Source organism: Phycobacter azelaicus, from assembly GCF_014884385.1.
In the GTDB taxonomy this organism is placed as follows: domain Bacteria; phylum Pseudomonadota; class Alphaproteobacteria; order Rhodobacterales; family Rhodobacteraceae; genus Phycobacter; species Phycobacter azelaicus.
Genome location: NZ_WKFH01000003.1, coordinates 3,349,555 through 3,366,107, shown reverse-complemented (window position 1 = coordinate 3,366,107; position 16,553 = coordinate 3,349,555). Strand labels below are relative to the sequence as shown.

Annotated in this window: 17 protein-coding genes and 1 tRNA gene; 10 read left to right on the top strand and 8 right to left on the bottom strand. The window is 59.7% G+C overall.

Annotated features, from left to right (window positions below):
• Positions 1-59: 59 nt before the first annotated feature.
• Positions 60-1,976 carry a hypothetical protein gene (locus INS80_RS17220; RefSeq protein ID WP_192966802.1) on the top strand — a complete coding sequence of 639 codons (1,917 nt, stop codon included), beginning with the start codon at positions 60-62 and terminating at the stop codon, positions 1,974-1,976.
• A 55-nt stretch (positions 1,977-2,031) separates the two neighbouring features.
• Here INS80_RS17220 and INS80_RS17215 read toward each other — a convergent pair.
• A tRNA-Ile gene (locus INS80_RS17215) sits at positions 2,032-2,107 on the bottom strand.
• Positions 2,108-2,418: 311 nt separating this feature from the next.
• On the opposite strand from INS80_RS17215, the gene purM reads away from it, so the two are divergent.
• The 3 genes from purM (at position 2,419) to rnd (ending at position 5,299) form a co-directional block, all read left to right on the top strand.
• The gene (gene purM, locus INS80_RS17210; protein WP_192966801.1) at positions 2,419-3,465 is read left to right on the top strand and encodes a phosphoribosylformylglycinamidine cyclo-ligase; all 1,047 of its coding nucleotides are present in this window, start codon (positions 2,419-2,421) and stop codon (positions 3,463-3,465) included.
• Positions 3,462-4,058 carry a phosphoribosylglycinamide formyltransferase gene (gene purN, locus INS80_RS17205; protein WP_192966800.1) on the top strand — a complete coding sequence of 199 codons (597 nt, stop codon included), beginning with the start codon at positions 3,462-3,464 and terminating at the stop codon, positions 4,056-4,058. The genes purM and purN overlap by 4 nt, the downstream gene beginning before the upstream one ends.
• Before the next feature lie 83 nt (positions 4,059-4,141).
• Positions 4,142-5,299 (top strand): ribonuclease D, encoded by a 1,158-nt coding sequence (gene rnd / locus INS80_RS17200; protein WP_192966799.1) that lies wholly within the window; start codon positions 4,142-4,144, stop codon positions 5,297-5,299.
• A gap of 98 nt (positions 5,300-5,397) precedes the next feature.
• Here rnd and INS80_RS17195 read toward each other — a convergent pair whose 3' ends face one another.
• Positions 5,398-5,907: a hypothetical protein gene (locus tag INS80_RS17195; protein ID WP_192966798.1), complete on the bottom strand. Its 510-nt coding sequence runs from the start codon at positions 5,905-5,907 to the stop codon at positions 5,398-5,400.
• Between the two features lie 136 nt (positions 5,908-6,043).
• Between INS80_RS17195 and INS80_RS17190 the strand changes: the two genes are divergently transcribed.
• The gene (locus tag INS80_RS17190) at positions 6,044-6,451 is read left to right on the top strand and encodes a SufE family protein (RefSeq protein ID WP_192966797.1); all 408 of its coding nucleotides are present in this window, start codon (positions 6,044-6,046) and stop codon (positions 6,449-6,451) included.
• Here the strand turns inward: INS80_RS17190 and INS80_RS17185 are convergent, their stop codons facing one another.
• The gene (locus INS80_RS17185; RefSeq protein ID WP_192966796.1) at positions 6,452-7,174 is read right to left on the bottom strand and encodes a helix-turn-helix transcriptional regulator; all 723 of its coding nucleotides are present in this window, start codon (positions 7,172-7,174) and stop codon (positions 6,452-6,454) included.
• A 110-nt stretch (positions 7,175-7,284) separates the two neighbouring features.
• Here INS80_RS17185 and INS80_RS17180 point away from each other — a divergent pair, with 110 nt between their 5' ends.
• On the top strand, positions 7,285-7,914 hold the full coding sequence (locus INS80_RS17180; RefSeq protein WP_192966795.1) for a glutathione S-transferase family protein: 630 nt from the start codon (positions 7,285-7,287) through the stop codon (positions 7,912-7,914).
• 43 nt (positions 7,915-7,957) lie between these two features.
• Here the strand turns inward: INS80_RS17180 and INS80_RS17175 are convergent, their stop codons facing one another.
• Together INS80_RS17175 and INS80_RS17170 are read right to left on the bottom strand one after the other, a co-directional pair.
• Complete coding sequence (locus tag INS80_RS17175; protein ID WP_192966794.1) at positions 7,958-8,671, bottom strand: DUF1638 domain-containing protein; 714 nt, start codon at positions 8,669-8,671, stop codon at positions 7,958-7,960.
• A 1-nt stretch (position 8,672) separates the two neighbouring features.
• Entirely contained in the window at positions 8,673-9,374 is a 702-nt protein-coding gene (locus INS80_RS17170) for a corrinoid protein (RefSeq protein WP_192966793.1), read from the bottom strand.
• A 221-nt stretch (positions 9,375-9,595) separates the two neighbouring features.
• Between INS80_RS17170 and INS80_RS17165 the strand changes: the two genes are divergently transcribed.
• The gene (locus INS80_RS17165; RefSeq protein ID WP_192966792.1) at positions 9,596-10,675 is read left to right on the top strand and encodes a PA0069 family radical SAM protein; all 1,080 of its coding nucleotides are present in this window, start codon (positions 9,596-9,598) and stop codon (positions 10,673-10,675) included.
• 314 nt (positions 10,676-10,989) lie between these two features.
• Here INS80_RS17165 and bmt read toward each other — a convergent pair whose 3' ends face one another.
• From bmt to INS80_RS17145, 3 genes are all read right to left on the bottom strand, one after another.
• A complete protein-coding gene (bmt, locus tag INS80_RS17155) occupies positions 10,990-12,009 on the bottom strand; it encodes a betaine--homocysteine S-methyltransferase (RefSeq protein WP_192966791.1) in 1,020 nt (339 codons plus the stop codon).
• Between the two features lie 71 nt (positions 12,010-12,080).
• The gene (locus INS80_RS17150) at positions 12,081-13,904 is read right to left on the bottom strand and encodes a phosphatidylglycerol lysyltransferase domain-containing protein (RefSeq protein WP_369411427.1); all 1,824 of its coding nucleotides are present in this window, start codon (positions 13,902-13,904) and stop codon (positions 12,081-12,083) included.
• Between the two features lie 348 nt (positions 13,905-14,252).
• A complete protein-coding gene (locus tag INS80_RS17145; RefSeq protein ID WP_192966790.1) occupies positions 14,253-14,570 on the bottom strand; it encodes a DUF1476 domain-containing protein in 318 nt (105 codons plus the stop codon).
• A gap of 236 nt (positions 14,571-14,806) precedes the next feature.
• On the opposite strand from INS80_RS17145, the gene purC reads away from it, so the two are divergent.
• From purC to purQ, 3 genes are all read left to right on the top strand, one after another.
• Positions 14,807-15,568, top strand: coding sequence for a phosphoribosylaminoimidazolesuccinocarboxamide synthase (purC, locus tag INS80_RS17140; RefSeq protein WP_192966789.1), 762 nt, complete (start codon positions 14,807-14,809; stop codon positions 15,566-15,568).
• 79 nt (positions 15,569-15,647) lie between these two features.
• Positions 15,648-15,878 carry a phosphoribosylformylglycinamidine synthase subunit PurS gene (gene purS, locus INS80_RS17135; protein ID WP_192966788.1) on the top strand — a complete coding sequence of 77 codons (231 nt, stop codon included), beginning with the start codon at positions 15,648-15,650 and terminating at the stop codon, positions 15,876-15,878.
• A complete protein-coding gene (gene purQ / locus INS80_RS17130) occupies positions 15,878-16,546 on the top strand; it encodes a phosphoribosylformylglycinamidine synthase subunit PurQ (protein ID WP_192966787.1) in 669 nt (222 codons plus the stop codon). The genes purS and purQ overlap by 1 nt, the downstream gene beginning before the upstream one ends.
• Positions 16,547-16,553 lie beyond the last annotated feature (7 nt).

Genomic DNA, 16,553 nt, shown 5'->3' with positions numbered 1-16,553 from the left:
GGGTTGGCGTCGGCGTAGCTGCTCCCAGTCAGCATGAAAAGGATGGCAACAGCGGCCCATTGAAGATCCTTCTCGTGGGCCAAAGCGAGGACTACTACACCATCAGTACGGTCCAGAATGTGCTTGCGCCTGAGACTTTGGTTGCAGAAAATCAGGTGACATTCTGGTGGCATGACCGGACCAATGATGGCACGGCGGGTGTGCAAAGCGTGGCCTTGACTCAAGATACCGTGGCCAACGATGCGCGTGTGACCGCCGGGATGGTGGCGATGGCAAACACGTTCATGCGGGCTACATCGCGCGATGTGCATCTGGTCATGATGGCAGTGAGCGGCACAGAGCCGCGCGAACTGATGGATGATGCCTTTGTCCCGAGCGGAACCAAACGCCGCTGGCAGGATGACTGGGCGCTGCACGATGCGGCAACGGCCGATGGCATCCCGATCCACTACGGCTGGCACAGCTGGTTCGCGGCGCCCGGAACCTATGCGGCTGACTATGGCAAAGCCTTCGCAGCCTATCTCTGGGGGCGAGATCTGAATGGCGACCTGCTGACCTATTCGGAGGCAGCGCCTCTCCCGCTTTCTATTGGCGGGAATACCTGGGCCGTGAGCCGCACGCTGCGGGAGATGTTCGGCGGCGACGGGCCGCAATGGGTCGCTATGGGCGGCGCGCATCGCTTCATGGATACCGACCCAACGGACCTCGAAAACGCGACGACCTATGTGGGTGGCGGGTCCCAGTTCAGTTTTGTGAATAAAGAGCTTGCCACACAGTCCTGGCGCAGTCTCTTGGATAACCCGGCCTTTGCGGGGCGTGTCATCAAAACCGAAATGCACTTGAATGCCCACGCAATCGGGAGGCCGGACGGCAGCGGCGGCTGGGTGGACGGAACACACCCAAGTGGTGTCACGGATGACGGCATCAACCGCCGCGCACGGCTAACAGCGCACGCAATCCTGCGGGCCATGGGGAGTGAGAGTTTTTCCCTGCCGGTAGTCGACGCCGAGGAATGGCAAGCGGATGGCTCATTCATGGAATTCTGGAGTTCTGCCGGTCAGATCACCACGTCGCGGCTGGCCGCTGGAGATCCGGCATTGCCCGCCACCTATTCTCACTGGACAGAGGTTGCTGGGGTGCAGATCAATGGCGCCCCTGCTCAGAATGCGCAGATCGTGAATGGGCGTGTGCGCGTCTACCCGAACAGCGGTATGTTCACCAACACGAGCCTAGTCACCTTCGGAGAAGGTGGCGCCTCGGGCGGTCTGATGTTCCCAGAAGATCCACTCAATGAGTTCTACAAAAACTGGCCGGTGGTCGATGTGGGGCTGTCAGATGTACCCGGCCTGCCTCTGGCGCACTTGCCAGATCAGAGCGTCATGGCTTCGACGATCATGGGCGCGTCGCAGTTCATCACGGGTCCGGCAGGACCGTACTTTGTGGATCCGGTCGGCAACCTCCCAGCCGGTGCCAGCCAATTCACAGGAACGGTTACCTTTGCCATGGACGCGGCGCAAACATCTAACCAAGGGTATCTGGTTGGTATCAGCGGGCTGCAAGTGCAGCTGTGGGCCAACAATAGCAATCAGGACGTGATACTGACAGTACGAGACAACTCCGGGGGCTTTCTGGTCTCTGCCGCCTCCGCCGGTTCGAACCAGTTTACCCACGGTGTTATCGTGACGCTCACCGTCAGTATAGATCTTGTGGCAGGCTTTGCGCGCGTGTGGAAGGATGGGGATCCGCTGCCGATTATCGATGCCAGTTTCATCTCACCCGATCCGTTTTTTCACGGCGTCCGCGAAGTGCAGCTGCTCGCAAATAGCAACGGTGCAACCCAACTGGAGGGTACGGTAGAGTATGCAGCGGCGTGGTTTGAGGCGACCGCAGATGGAACACAGCCACAGAGCGCGCCCTACGTTGAAATCTCCGGCGACGATGCAGCGGTTGCGTTACACACATGGAAGCTGCCTTGAGCGACACGGATGGTTCGAAGGACGTTGTTGGAGGGGGCGCTTCATGGCGGCAATCTGGTAGGCCCGGCAGGATTCGAACCTGCAACCAAAGCGTTATGAGCGCTCTGCTCTAACCGTTGAGCTACAGGCCCGCCATGTGGATTGGTTAGGCAATGGCTGCGGTGAGGTCAAGCGATGATTGAGCGAGCTGCTTTCTTCCTGCGCTGTGGGCGTTCAGCTGTCCAGCATCGGTTTCGTTGTCTTTTTCGGGGCGGGCTCACCCATCGGCTTGCAGCGTTTGAGGCGGCAACGACCGGATATCCATGGCGGTTGGATCGAGAGGGCGGGAGCCTGTGATCGGAGTGCGCCGCCGAACCCTCTGTTGCAGAGTGGTACAATCCCTTGTTCCCTTCCGAAGCGCCTTGCGTTAAAGGCTGCGCAACACTTCCAAAGGAGCCAGGCGATGAGTAGCGGCAAGAACGGTTTGACCTATGCGGATGCAGGTGTGGACATCGATGCGGGCAATGCATTGGTGGACCGGATCAAACCGGCTGCGAAACGCACCAACCGCCCCGGCGTGATGAGCGGTCTGGGGGGATTTGGCGCGCTCTTTGACCTGAAGGCGGCCGGATACAGCGACCCCATCCTTGTTGGGGCCACCGACGGAGTTGGCACCAAGCTGCGCATTGCCATCGACACTGGCGTGGTGGATGGGGTCGGCATCGACCTGGTCGCCATGTGCGTCAACGATCTGGTCTGTCAGGGTGCCGAGCCTCTGTTTTTCTTGGACTATTTTGCGACTGGCAAGCTGGAAACCGAGGTCGCGGCGCGGATCATCGAAGGCATTGCCGAGGGCTGCGTGCGCTCTGGCTGCGCGCTGATTGGCGGCGAGACAGCGGAAATGCCCGGCATGTACCCAGAAGGCGATTTCGATCTTGCAGGATTCGCAGTGGGCGCGATGGAACGCGGTACGGCCCTGCCAGAGGGCGTTGAAGAAGGGGATGTTCTTCTGGGGCTTGCCTCCAATGGGGTGCATTCCAATGGCTATTCGCTGGTGCGAAAGCTGGTTGACCTCTCCGGTCTTGGCTGGGAGGCAGATTGCCCGTTTGCGGAAGGCACGCTGGGTGAAGCGCTGCTGACGCCGACTCGCCTTTATGTGAAACAGTGCCTGGCTGCGGTGCGGGCAGGGGGTGTTCATGCGCTGGCCCACATTACAGGTGGCGGTCTGACTGAAAATCTGCCGCGTGTTCTGCCCGAGGGGCTGGGTGCCGATATCGATCTGGGCAGCTGGGATCTGCCGCCCGTGTTCAAATGGATGGCTGAAACCGGCGGCATTGCCGAGGCAGAGATGCTCAAGACCTTCAACTGTGGCATTGGCATGATCCTGTCGGTGTCCGCTGATCGTGCCGATACGTTGACCGAGGTGCTGCAGACTGAAGGCGAGACCGTAACCCGCCTTGGCACCGTAACGTCAGGCGCAGGCATGCGCTATTCGGGCAAGTTGCTGTGAGCCACAAGAAGGTAGCCATACTGATTTCGGGTGGTGGCTCCAACATGGTGTCGCTGGTCGAGAGCATGACCGGGGATCACCCGGCACGCCCCTGTCTGGTCCTGTCCAACAATGCCGATGCGGGCGGGCTCAAGAAGGCCGCCGCTGCCGGGATCGCGACCGCGGTTGTGGATCACCGTCCCTTCAAGGGCGACCGGGAGGCCTTTGAGGCGGAACTGGTGAAACCCATCCTTGCGGCGGACGCAGATATCGTCTGTCTTGCGGGGTTCATGCGGGTGCTTACAGCCGGGTTCGTATCGCAGTTTCAGGGCCGGATGCTGAATATCCACCCGTCGCTCCTGCCGAAATACAAGGGGCTGCACACCCATGCGCGGGCGCTGGAGGCTGGCGACGCGGAACATGGCTGCACAGTTCACGAGGTGACACCTGCGCTGGATGATGGCCCCATTCTGGGACAGGCGCGGGTGCCGATTCTTGCGGGTGACACGCCCGACGATCTGGCAGCGCGGGTGCTGGTGAAGGAGCATCTCCTTTATCCTGCGGTGCTGCGCCGCTATGCAGCGGGGGATCGAACCCCTGTGCTCCTAGACTGAGACGCTGCGCTTCGTTTGCATTGCTCCGCCCGACGGCGTATCACCTTGGTAAACGCAAGACATAAAAAGAAAAGCCGCGACAGATGAAAACATTGACGACCACCGAAGCCTTGTCCGCCTTCTGCAAAGAGGCGGCGAAACATGACTATGTCACGGTGGACACGGAGTTTCTGCGGGAGCGGACCTACTATTCCAAGCTTTGCCTGATCCAGCTTGCTTTTGCAGGAGACGGGAAGGACGATGCGGTTCTGGTGGACCCATTGGCCGACGGGCTGTCGCTTGATCCGCTTTATGAACTCTTCCGGGATGAGAGCGTGGTCAAGGTCTTTCATGCTGCCCGGCAGGACCTTGAGATATTCTGGGTGGATGCAGGTGTGTTCCCCAAGCCGTTGTTTGATACGCAGGTTGCGGCCATGGTGTGCGGTTTTGGGGAGCAGGTGGGCTATGAAACCCTGGTGCGCAAGATCGTCAAGCAGGGCCTCGACAAGACCTCGCGCTTCACAGACTGGTCGCGCCGTCCCTTGAGCGATGCGCAAAAGACTTATGCTCTGGCCGATGTGACCCACCTCCGAAAGATCTATGAACATCTGGCTGCGGAGTTGGAGCATAGCGGGCGCAGCCATTGGGTTGCCGAAGAGCTTCAGGTTCTGACTGATCCAGCTACCTATGACATTCGCCCCGAAGAGGCCTGGCGTCGCATCAAGACGCGCACCACGTCGGGCAAGTTCCTTGCGGTTGTGCGCGAGCTTGCCGCGTTTCGCGAGGACTACGCGCAGCGTAACAACGTGCCACGCAACCGGGTATTCAAGGATGATGCGCTGGTCGAACTCGCTTCGACAAAACCGCGCACTGCATCAGATTTGGGTGGCTCACGCCTTCTTTTGCGCGAGGCGCGCAAAGGGGCAATCGCCGAAGGAATTCTGGAGGCGGTTGGCCGCGGAGTGAACTGCCCGCCCGACAAACACCCGCGCCCGGACCGCAGCCGCGAAAAGCTGCAGGTCAACCCGGCCTTGGCAGATCTTTTGCGGGTGCTTCTGAAGGCAAAGACCGAGAGTGCCGGAGTTGCAGCCAAACTGATCGCTCCAAGCGCGGATCTGGATGCTATCGCAGGTGGTCAGCGCGATGTGCCCGCCCTGTCTGGATGGCGACGCGAGGTATTTGGTGAGGACGCTTTGCGTCTTTGCGATGGAGAAATCGCGCTGGCGGCCCAAGGGCAGTCCGTAAAAGTGGTGGCGCTCTGACGGCTCAATCCGCGCATGATGGGCCCGAAGACCCGGCACTGTTCTCGGGCGGTGCCTCTTGGTTCCATGGGGGGCTGCGGGCCGAGGGGCTCTGTCAATCAGCGGCGACGGCTTTCCCGGGCATTGTTTGCGCCGTTTACGCGGATCAGGCGAATGCCTTTGAGGTCTTCATTCGTAAGACTGACTGCTTCATGGATCGTGCGGCTGAACGCGCTGCCTGTTGGGGTCGCAAATTCAGGATAGACCACGCGGAAATCGTATTCGAGCACCGAGGGGTCTTCGTTGTCGGTTGGGGTCAGAGCTACGTTGAAGGCGCCTTGGCGTGAGGCGATGCCGGTTGCGTAGATGATGGCGCCGACAGAGGTGCGTTCAATGCGCAATTCGCTGACCTCGGCGATCAGAACGCTGCGATCTACCGGCTCGGGCTTGTCAAAAATGCCGCTGCCGGTTTTCTCAGGGATCAAAGGATTCACGTCCCCGCTCACTGGGGCTTCGGAAACTTTGGAGGAGCCGAACCAGTTCGACGGGTTTATACGGGAGTCGCGCCAGCCGCCGCAGCCTGCCAGAAGGATTGCACCAGCCAGTAGTAGTGATAGGGGTTTGCGCATGATGTCCCGCCCGTTTGAGTTCTCCCTGACTGTGGTTACCCCATTGCTGCTGCGTTGAAAAGCGGTTGAAAACACGGGGCTGTCGGCATAACTCGTTGGCTGCCCATAGTGAAACCGAAAAAGGGGTACTCTGCCCATGGCCAGCGCTGCCTTCGAAGAGATCGTCGAAGATTTCGAATTCCTGGATGACTGGGAAGACCGCTATCGTCATGTGATCGACCAGGGCAAGGCGATGGAGCCTCTGGACGACGCCTTCAAGGTACCTGCCACCAAAGTCGAGGGCTGTGCAAGCCAGGTCTGGCTGCACCCCAGTCTTGAGAACGGGAGCTTTCGTTTTGACGGTGACAGTGATGCGATGATCGTGCGCGGTCTGATCGCGGTTTTGCGGGCGCTCTACAACGGTTTGTCGCCGGCAGAGGTTCTGGCGGTGGATGCAAAGGCAGAACTGGGGCGACTGGGGCTGAACGATCATCTTTCGGCGCAGCGCTCCAACGGTCTGCGGGCCATGATCGAACGCATTCGCGAGATCGCTGCGGGGGCCTGATCAGGCCTCCAGGGATGACAGTTTGGTTTCGGCACAATGATCCCGTGCCCTCAGACTGTCGACAAATTCCCTGAGCAAGGCAACCCGGCGCGGGCGAAAGCTCTCTGCGGTCTTCTTGTATCCCTCAATCCGGGTGACGTGGAAACTGCGGAAATCGCGCCGTTTGCAGCACCAGGCCAAAAGCATCACGTTGCGATCATGATATGCCAGGGCGAGCGGATAGATCCGCCGCTGGGTTCGTGCCTCTTTCAGATCTCGATAGCCGATATCAAGGGCCTCTTCCGCCCACATGGCCTCTCGCAGAAGGGTCATGTCGATTGTCGGCTCGGGCGGTGTGTTGAACCGTTGCACCAGATTGACTGCATGCAAGGCCTGGCGCTGCTGGCGTTCGGGCAAGGTCGCCAGAATCTTCACTAGGGCATCATTCGCCGCCTGCGCCAGCTCCCGATCGCCGCGCTGGTTTACATCGGCAAGGCCAAGCGTCAGCGCTTCCAGTTCGATCTGGGTAAAGGTCTGCGGCGGCAGGGCAGGGTCCTCCGTCATGGTATAACCAAGACCTGCTTCCCCTTCGATCCTTGCTCCGGCAGCGCGCAGGCTGTCGATGTCGCGGTAGATGGTACGTTCGGACACGTCCATTGACGCAGCCAGCCGGGCTGCCGTCACCGGCGGGCGCAATCCGCGGATCAGGTGGAGCAGTCGGAACAGGCGGTCACTCTTGGACATGGGCAACGGCTATCAAATCAATCCTGACAGTAAATGACAGGAGGATATCCGCATAAGCGGCCCATCATCAATCTAAAGATGATAGACATGAAAACGAGAAGGTCATTGATATGCCGAGACTTTTCCATTCCCCGAACTCCCGGTCCTCGCGCGTGATAGCCCAATTGATGCAGATGGGGCACTTAAGCGACGTGGAGGTCGTGCTCGTCGATGTACCGCGCCAAGATGGTGGCGGGCGGCGCGACCCGGATAACCCGCACCCTGAAGGCAAGGTACCCTTCCTGATCACAGATGATGGTCAGGAGGTGCGAGAAAGCGCCGCCATCATGATGTACCTGGATGAACTGTTCGGCCAACCGCTGAGTCCCAAGCTCGGATCGGTCGAGCGTGGCGCATACCTCTCCTGGATGACCTACTATGGCGGTGTGCTCGAGCCCGTGCTTGTTTCATCTGTGGCTGGGTTTGAGCATCCGGCTTTCGCAAGCACGTTCCGGAGCATGAATGAGATCGGCGCCGCGCTCGAGCGCGGTCTTGGCGACAAGCCGTTCCTTCTGGGGGAGGGGCTGAGTGTGGCAGACATCCTGATGGCTTCGGCCTTTCAATGGGCGCCGCACTTTATGCCAGACAGCGCGGTGATCAAGGCTTGGCTCAATCGGGTCGGTGCTGCAACAGATAGCACAGCGCTTCAGGTCTATGAGGCTGCAGCCATGAAGCAGCTTGGCGCGGTTGAGCCTGCATAAAACATAAAAGGGGACTTCCCGGCTGGCGTGCCCGCGCGGTGCGTCAGTCGGCTGCCCAAAGGGTCAGGCTGGTTTCAAGATCGCCATAGCCGGTGTGGCGATGTTCAAATGCCAATCCCATTCGCGCGGCACAGGCCTGCGCTTTCTCCAACAAGACCGGGTCCTTGATCTGGGACTGGTAGACCAGTTTCGTGTAGTTCCCAAAAACCATGTCACGCAGCTCGGGGTGTTTATCCAGCCCCATGGGGCGCCAGACAAAAGCGTCGAACTGTTTGACCAAAAAGTCGGTCAGGTAAAAGGCTGTGATTTCCCCGTTCTCAGCGTGCTGCGCAAAGGCGTCGTTGCCTTCAAAGAAGGCATAGCAGTGAGGGCCTGGCACCATCTCAACACCCAATTCGGCGCATGCCCGCTCCAGCTGGCCGCCGGTGCCGCAATCGGCATAGACTACGTAGATCTGATCGTAGACCGAGCGGTGTTTCAGAACGGCGCCTTCAACGGCCTCAACGATCTTGTCGGGGTACAAATGGAGTTTGGCGGGCAAACAAGTCAGATCCATGTGATCCAGACTGTTTTTTTTCTTAATATCAAGGATCTCGCGTGCCAGCGCGCCACAGCCGATCAACAGGATACGTCCTGTCTTTTTCTCAGGTGCAGCGAGGCCGTCTTCGCGCAAGGAGCTTTCGTCCAGGCTGCGCCCGGACGGAGGGCGGAAGGCAACCCGCTCTGTCAGGCGGGCTGCGCGTCCTTTACGGGCCAATTCAGGCGCTCATCTGGTTGTGCTTGCGGGCAACAAAGTCCTTGGCGGTTTCCACGGCCACAGCGGCATCGCGGCAATAGGCATCTGCGCCGATCGCCTTGCCGAACTCTTCGTTCAGCGGGGCGCCACCAACGAGGACGATGTAGTCGTCTCGCTTGCCCTGCTCGACCATCGTGTCGATCACGACTTTCATGTAAGGCATGGTGGTTGTCAGCAGAGCCGACATGCCAAGGATGTCGGGTTTATGCTCTTCCAGGGCCTCAAGGTAGTTTTCGACCGGGTTGTTGATGCCCAGGTCTACGACTTCGAAGCCGGCGCCTTCCATCATCATCGATACCAGATTCTTGCCGATGTCGTGGATGTCGCCTTTGACTGTGCCGATCACCATGGAACCCATGCGCGGGGCCCCTGTTTCCGCCAGCAGCGGTTTCAGGATTGCCATGCCACCCTTCATCGCGTTGGCCGCGAGCAGAACTTCGGGCACAAACAGGATACCGTCACGGAAATCGGCGCCGACGATGGTCATGCCGCCCACCAGAGCCTCGGTCAAGATCTTGTACGGTGCCCAGCCACGCTCCAGAAGAATGTTGACCCCTTCTTCGATCTCTTCCTTCATCCCATCGTAAAGATCGTCGAACATCTGCTGGACTAGTTCTTCGTCGTCCAGTTCCGCCAGGATGATTTCGTCTTCTTCTTCCGACATATGCCTATTCCTTGACTGGCGGGGTAACCCCGGCTTGGCCTTCCTGTTCGACTAATGGGCCAGAATGCCGCAGCGAGACTGCATTATTTGCGACACTGCCTTTATCCGAACCGACCTATAGGCGGAAAACATGCCGAATGATAATGAAGAATTCGCAAGGAAATCTTCGGTTTTGCTTGTTTGTTCTTTATTTGTTCCAGTCGATCTGCCATTTAATGCGCATGAGTTCTGTTTCCAAACACACCTTGCTGCGTCGCAAAGCGCGCGCCAGTCTCAGCAATGCGCCATCTCGCTTTGAGCCAGAGCGGACAGCCGTTGATGACGGCTGGGAGCATGCGGCTCCACGCAATGTGATTCCCACCGAAATTCGGGAAGAAATCGCGCGTAGCATCATCACCTATAACAAGTCACCCGATCTGCCTTTTGATCGCGCGATCAACCCTTACAGGGGATGCGAACATGGGTGCATCTATTGTTTTGCCCGACCGAGCCATGCCTACCTTGGTCTATCGCCGGGGCTTGACTTTGAAACCCGTCTGATCGCGCGTCCAAATGCGCCGGATCTTTTGCGGCGGGAACTGTCCGCCAAACGCTATCGTGTGGCCCCAATCGCCATAGGCACCAATACCGACCCTTATCAGCCGTGCGAGCGGGATCTGGAGATCGCCCGCAGTTGTCTCGAGGTGTTGCGCGATTTCTTGCACCCGGTCGCCATCGTGACAAAAGGAGCCATGGTGGAACGCGATATCGATATCCTTGCGCCGATGGCAGAGCAAGGGCTTGTTCGGGTCGGGATATCCGTGACCACGCTTGACCCTGACCTGTCGCGCCGGATGGAGCCACGTGCGCCTCTGCCCGCGCGCAGGCTAGCGACGATCCGCAGGCTCAGCGAGGCAGGGATTCCGGTGCGGATCATGACTTCGCCCATTGTGCCGGGGCTGACCGACCATGAGGTTGAGGCGCTTTTGGCCGCCGGGGCCGAGGCTGGCGCGGATGCTGCCAGCTGGATCATGCTGCGCCTGCCGCGCGAGGTGTCGGCGCTTTGGCAGGAATGGCTTTCGGAGCATGAGCCCAATCGCGCCGCCAAGGTTATGGACCGCCTGCGACAGATGCATGGGGGGCGCGACTACGATCCGCGTTGGGGTCACCGGATGCGCGGCGAGGGGGTGTACGCCGACATGATTGCCCGCCGTTTTCGCGCGGCGTGCAGGCGGCTTGGCCTGCAAGAGAAGTCGCCACCCTTACGCTGTGATACCTTCGCGATTCCACCACAAACAGGCGACCAATTGGCCCTTTTCTGAGAAATGAAGAATGCGTCAAACCTTGAAAGATAAGACCATAGCGGTCTGCGACCGGAAGATTGCACAAAAAAGCCCGGGCGGCGGCCTGTCCTTTATGCCGTCTTTGCAAACAGGAATGATGATCCAGATCTCCTGATGGAGGGGCCAGCTCGTGGATCGCCACGCATTGTTTGCCGTGCATCATCTGGTTCATTGTGAAAATGCAACACGGATCCTAGAGATGGTGTTGGCGGATAACTGGCCTGCCGCAATGAAAAGGGGCCTTGCCCGGCCCCTTTGTTCAGATCGCTGTCAGTCTAGTGACAGGCGCCAGATCAGCTGCGCCGACGACTGCGGCGTCCTCGCCGCTCTCCCGCGGCGGCGTCCTCGCCGGTTCCGTCGCTGGCCGAGGAAAACGGGCCGAGTATTTCGACGATATGCTCAAGCGTCGGGCGCTCACCTCGGGGACGGGTATCGAGCGCCTCGCGCATGTGGCGCAGATGATCGGGCATGGTGCCGCAGCAGCCGCCGATGATCTTGGCACCGCAATCGCGGGCCATCACTGCGTATTCACCCATCAGTTCGGGGGTGCCGTCATAATGGATATGCCCGTCGACGTACTTGGGAATGCCGGCATTGCCTTTTGAGATGATCGGGCGCTCGGTGCCTTGGGCGGAAAAGCCAAGTACCGTGCGCAGAATGTCCGAGGCGCCAGTTCCGCAATTGGCGCCAAAGGCCAGCGGGGTGTTGTCGAACTCCTCGACCAGCTGCGCGAGCGCGGCAGAGGTCACGCCCATCATGGTGCGGCCTGCAGTGTCAAAGCTCATGGTGCCACACCAGGGCATATCGGCCAGCTTGAAGGCTTCGGCCGCAGCGCGGAATTCTTCGGGGGCGGAAATCGTCTCAAGCCAAAGGACATCGACGCCGCCCTCTTTCAGCGCATCAGCTTGTTCGTGGAACATTTCAACGGCCAATTCATGCGACAGCTCGCCCACAGGCTGGAGGATCTCGCCGGTCGGGCCGACCGAACCGGCAACGGCGATCTTGCGCTCAGCCTTGTCGGCGACCTCCCGTCCCAGTTCGGCGGCGGTGCGATTGAGTTCGCGAACACGCCCCTGCGCTTCATGCAGTTTCAGGCGGGCTGCTGTTCCGCCAAATGAATTGGTCAGGAACAGATCGCTGCCCGCGTCAACCGAACCCTGGTAGAGGGCCAGGATCTTTTTCGGCTCATCGGTGTTCCACAGCTCCGGCGCATCGCCAGACTGCAGCCCCATGTTGAACAGGTTGGTGCCCGTGGCCCCATCGGCCAGAAGGACGTCTTTGGTTTCCAGAAGCTCTGTAAAAGTGTTGCTCATCGCAGGTACGTCCGCTCAAAGGGTTGCGACCGGCGGGCACGGGCCGACCGGTGTTTGTTTCGCCTCTCCTGTCATGGAGAGCTATTAAGGGCAATTGCATAATCCTCAACTTGATTATGAATTGGACCGCCTGACAGCGTTTCGGGGGCGGCTGTTTCTCTCGTATCGTCGTCGCGATGCAGGGGGGCTGCGACAGGCGTAACCGGGGCTGGGCGGTGCACCAGGCGCAGTATCTCGATCAGGGAAACTGCCATATGCGGCCAGGAGGGGGCGGCGATATAACGGGGTTCCCAGGCGGGTGCGAAGCAGGACTTGAAGCGACGCAGCCCCTTGTCGACGCGATGCGCCCAGCGATGGTCAGGCACGGCGGCCAGAGACAGGCGCACCACGCCGTTCTTACTCGCGGCAGCAATTGCGGCGCGCACAAGGGCATGGCTGGTCCCGTCCGGAGCACTGGGGCGAATGCGCATCAGATCAAGACACCACTCCGAAGTGGTTTCATGCAGGCTGATGAAGCCATCAAGACGCCCCTTGCGCCAGGCAAGAAAGACGCGCTGCTGTGCCAGATACCCCGGCTCGAATTGCCCCATCGTGGTGCCGTATGCGGTTCCGTGGGCGATCCTCCACTCCTGGTCTATTTCGGCCATTTGTTCGATCGGTAAGGAGATTTGCGCGGGCCGCACTGTCACGCCTGCCTTTTCGGCGTGACGCAGCTTGCGGCGCAGCTGGCGGTGACGTGAACCCGTTTCGGTGAATTCTTGCGGGATCAGCACGGCTTCTGCGGCGATGCGTAGAACCTTCCAGCCCGCCCGCCGCGCTGCGATACCGCTGCCAGTGTTGCATTTATAAAGACAGGCCGAGAGATTCCTTTGGCGGGCGTGGGCTGCAAGGGGGGACAGGACTTCCTGCACGTGCCCCGAGAGGGGATCAAAGAAGGCCAGCGCGCATTGAGGGCTTTCAAGCATAGCGATTTGGTTAAGGCCAAAGGCTTGGAGGTGGCCTCCGTTCTGCATGATGATTGCCGCCTCTGCAATTGGGCGCTGGCGTGGCAGGTCACGGGCGGGGCGCTTGTTGGCGCCGAGCAGGGCATCGTCTTGGGGCAGTTCGTCGTCTTCGGTGGATCTGGTCGGCCAAAGCAGCGCAAGGGATGCCAAGGCTGCCGGAGTCGCGTAGTAGACAAGACGAAATGCCACCAGCGCAGCCAAGAGGGCCGCGGTGTCGGTACCGGGCAATAGTGCGCAGATCGTCAGCTCCAGTGGGCCTGCCCCTCCGGGCGCAGATGAAAGTATCGCTGCGCCAAGCGCGATGAAATAAACCGTGACCAGATTGCTCCAGGCCAGTTCCACGCCACCGGGTAGCAGGAGCCAAAGCGCAGTGCCCGCAGCGATCACATCCAGAGCAGTCCAACCAAGCAGGGCCGTCATGGCAATGAAGGAGGGCCAGCGCAGTTTGAGTTTGCCAATGCGGAAAGCTGGGTAGAAAAAACTGCCCGCCAACGTGGCAAAAAAACCGGCGACCAATATCGCGCCAAGCCAGCCCATGCCGGGCAGGACCGGGTTAATCAGCAAGGCAATGCCGCTGATCGCCGCCAGCGTCACCATGAATGTAAAGCCGACAAGGGCGGTCACCTGTGTGGCCTGAAGTGCACTTAGCCCCGGCAGCAGCCGCCAGCGGGCATAGGCGCCGGTGATCAGACCGAAGCCGACGGTCTGTGAAAATGCGATGGCCGCCATGCCGGCTCGGCGGGCGCGGGCCCCGTCTAACCCCGTTCCCAGGTGTCGATGGGCTACCGTGTCATAACGCCCGAGGGCCCAAAAGCTGACACCGGTCGCCGACAGGGCCGCGATCCAGCGCCAGACCGGAATATTGCGCAGTGTATCCGTAATCTGTTGCACAGAAGGCAAGCCTATGCGCGCCTCGAGCGCCCAAATGCACAAGGCGGCCATCGCAATAGGCGCGATCCACCGGACCCCGGCAAGCACCGGTCCGGAAAGCGGGCGGTTTCGGATGGTCATAAGAGTCCCTGCTGCTAGGCGCAATTTGCACGTAGCTTACCGTCGAGACATTGGTTGGAGGTTAACGCTTGCTGCAGCGCACACCATCAAAATATGCGCATTTGGATACTTCCAGAATGCATGAGGGTACAGAATGCATGAGGGTAAATGGAACTAAGCTACGACGGCCGCGGCAGTCAGTCGGGTCCGGGGTGGGGCGTCCTGTTCGGTTACGCCCCAGGCGTCGGCTCATCCTACCTCTGACAGGATCTGCTCCTTGGCCTTTGGAAGCAGCTCCGCCATCTTTGCGCGGATCTCGTCTGCGCTTGCAAGATCGTTCAGGTCTGCAGCAACCTTGCGAACGACGTCTTCGTGACCGGCTTCTTCGAAGTCTGCTACGACCACGGTTTTTGCATAATCCTCGGCATCCGAGCCCGATTTGCCAAGCTTTTCTGCGGCCCAAAGGCCAAGAAGCTTGTTGCAGCGTGCCTGAGCCTTGAACTGCATTTCTTCATCATGTGCATATTTTGCCTCAAAGGCCTGTTCGCGGTTGTCAAAGGTGGTCATGGGTTTCTCCAGTTTTGACTGTCTGCCTCCAATTATATGTGTAGCTCGCAGCGGTTGCGCAATAGTTTGATGAAACGATAGCCGCCCGAACGCGCGGCAGCTTCGCCTCGTGGCAATATGGATGAGGGATGGACCGCTGTGACCGCGCGCCGCGCTTGCGGCGCAATGTCGCTTGCACTATGACGGCGGCAAGATACTGGGATGGATTCCCATCATGCACCCCCGAAAGGCTCCTCATGGCACGTCGCAAGAAGATATACGAAGGCAAGGCCAAGACACTTTATGAAGGTCCCGAACCGGGCACCATCGTGCAGTACTTCAAGGACGACGCCACCGCGTTCAACGCCGAAAAGCGGGACGTAATCGAGGGCAAAGGCGTTCTGAACAATCTTTTGAGTGAGTTCTTTATGCAAGGGCTGGGACAGATCGGCGTTCCGACCCATTTCCTGAAAAGGCTCAACATGCGCGAACAGCTGGTGCGCAGCTGCGAGATCATCCCGCTTGAGGTCATTGTGCGCAACTATGCTGCCGGCAGCATCTCAAAACGCCTCGGTATCGATGAGGGCACGCAATTGCCGCGCCCCATCGTGGAATACTGCTACAAGGACGACGCACTGGGTGATCCTCTGGTGACCGAAGAGCATATCGCTGCCTTCGGCTGGGCCAGCCAGCAGGATATGGACGATATCCTGAGTCTTGCGCTTAGGGTCAATGACTTCCTGTCTGGCGTTATGTTGGCTGTCGGCATTCGCCTGGTGGACTTCAAGATCGAGATCGGCCGCGTGTATGAAGGCGACTTTCAGCGCCTTGTCGTCGCCGATGAGATCAGCCCCGATAGCTGCCGCCTTTGGGATGTGGAGACCGGCCAGAAGCTCGACAAGGATGTGTTTCGCCGCGACCTGGGCAGCCTGACGGATGCTTACACCGAGGTTGCGCGCCGCCTGGGCGTGATGCCGAACAACCCGCCTGCGCCGGGAAAGCCGACGCTGGTCAACTGACTGGTGCGGCCTGCGCAAACGAGACTTGAAACAAAAGCCCACTGCCGGGCTTTGCCATCGATAGCTGAGGAAAGACGCGATGAAGGCACGGGTGCATGTGATGCTGAAAAACGGAGTTCTGGACCCGCAGGGCGAGGCCGTGCGCCATGCGCTTGGTGCAATGGGCTTTGACAAGGTCGAAGGGGTGCGCCAAGGCAAGGTTATCGATCTGGATCTCGCCGAAGGCGCCACCGAGGCGGATGTGACCGAGATGTGCGAAAAGCTGCTCGCCAACACCGTGATTGAATCCTACAGCATCGAGATGGTCTGATGAAAGCGGCGGTTGTTGTCTTTCCGGGATCCAACTGCGACCGGGATCTAGCAGTGGCCTTTGAGCAGGCCGGTTTTGACGTGTCCATGGTCTGGCACAAGGACAGCGCGCTGCCCGCGGGCGTGGATATCGTTGGCGTCCCCGGTGGTTTCTCCTACGGGGATTACCTGCGCTGCGGCGCGATCGCGGCCCAGTCGCCGATCTGTCAGGCGGTCGTGGATCACGCCAATCGCGGTGGCTATGCCATCGGGATCTGCAATGGCTTCCAGATCCTGACCGAGACGGGCATCCTGCCAGGGGCGCTGCTGCGCAATGCCGGGCTGAAATATATCTGCCGCACGGTCGATCTGAAGGTTGAAACCTCCAGCAGTGTCTTTACCGAAGGTTACAGCGCCGGGGATGTGATCGGCATTCCGATCGCGCACCATGATGGCAACTATTTTGCTGATGGTGACACTGTGGCAGCGCTGCAGGATCAGGACCGCGTCGCCTTCACCTATGTTGACAATCCGAACGGCTCGGTCGCGGATATCGCCGGTATTCTCTCCGAGAACCGCCGGGTGTTGGGCATGATGCCCCACCCGGAACGTGCAGCCGATGAAGGGCACGGTGGCACAGACGGAACGGCAGTCTTCCGCGCATTGGCGGGTATGGTCACGACAGCATGACTTGAGG

What these genes read in the sequence shown, in the direction of transcription:
- purM (WP_192966801.1), top strand. Translation starts at nt 2,419, where the DNA reads ATGAGTAGCGGCAAGAACGGTTTGACCTATGCGGATGCAGGTGTGGAC.
- rnd (WP_192966799.1), top strand. Translation starts at nt 4,142, where the DNA reads ATGAAAACATTGACGACCACCGAAGCCTTGTCCGCCTTCTGCAAAGAG.
- INS80_RS17195 (WP_192966798.1), bottom strand. Translation starts at nt 5,907, where the DNA reads ATGCGCAAACCCCTATCACTACTACTGGCTGGTGCAATCCTTCTGGCA.
- INS80_RS17190 (WP_192966797.1), top strand. Translation starts at nt 6,044, where the DNA reads ATGGCCAGCGCTGCCTTCGAAGAGATCGTCGAAGATTTCGAATTCCTG.
- INS80_RS17185 (WP_192966796.1), bottom strand. Translation starts at nt 7,174, where the DNA reads ATGTCCAAGAGTGACCGCCTGTTCCGACTGCTCCACCTGATCCGCGGA.
- INS80_RS17180 (WP_192966795.1), top strand. Translation starts at nt 7,285, where the DNA reads ATGCCGAGACTTTTCCATTCCCCGAACTCCCGGTCCTCGCGCGTGATA.
- INS80_RS17170 (WP_192966793.1), bottom strand. Translation starts at nt 9,374, where the DNA reads ATGTCGGAAGAAGAAGACGAAATCATCCTGGCGGAACTGGACGACGAA.
- INS80_RS17165 (WP_192966792.1), top strand. Translation starts at nt 9,596, where the DNA reads ATGAGTTCTGTTTCCAAACACACCTTGCTGCGTCGCAAAGCGCGCGCC.
- bmt (WP_192966791.1), bottom strand. Translation starts at nt 12,009, where the DNA reads ATGAGCAACACTTTTACAGAGCTTCTGGAAACCAAAGACGTCCTTCTG.
- INS80_RS17145 (WP_192966790.1), bottom strand. Translation starts at nt 14,570, where the DNA reads ATGACCACCTTTGACAACCGCGAACAGGCCTTTGAGGCAAAATATGCA.
- purC (WP_192966789.1), top strand. Translation starts at nt 14,807, where the DNA reads ATGGCACGTCGCAAGAAGATATACGAAGGCAAGGCCAAGACACTTTAT.
- purS (WP_192966788.1), top strand. Translation starts at nt 15,648, where the DNA reads ATGAAGGCACGGGTGCATGTGATGCTGAAAAACGGAGTTCTGGACCCG.
- purQ (WP_192966787.1), top strand. Translation starts at nt 15,878, where the DNA reads ATGAAAGCGGCGGTTGTTGTCTTTCCGGGATCCAACTGCGACCGGGAT.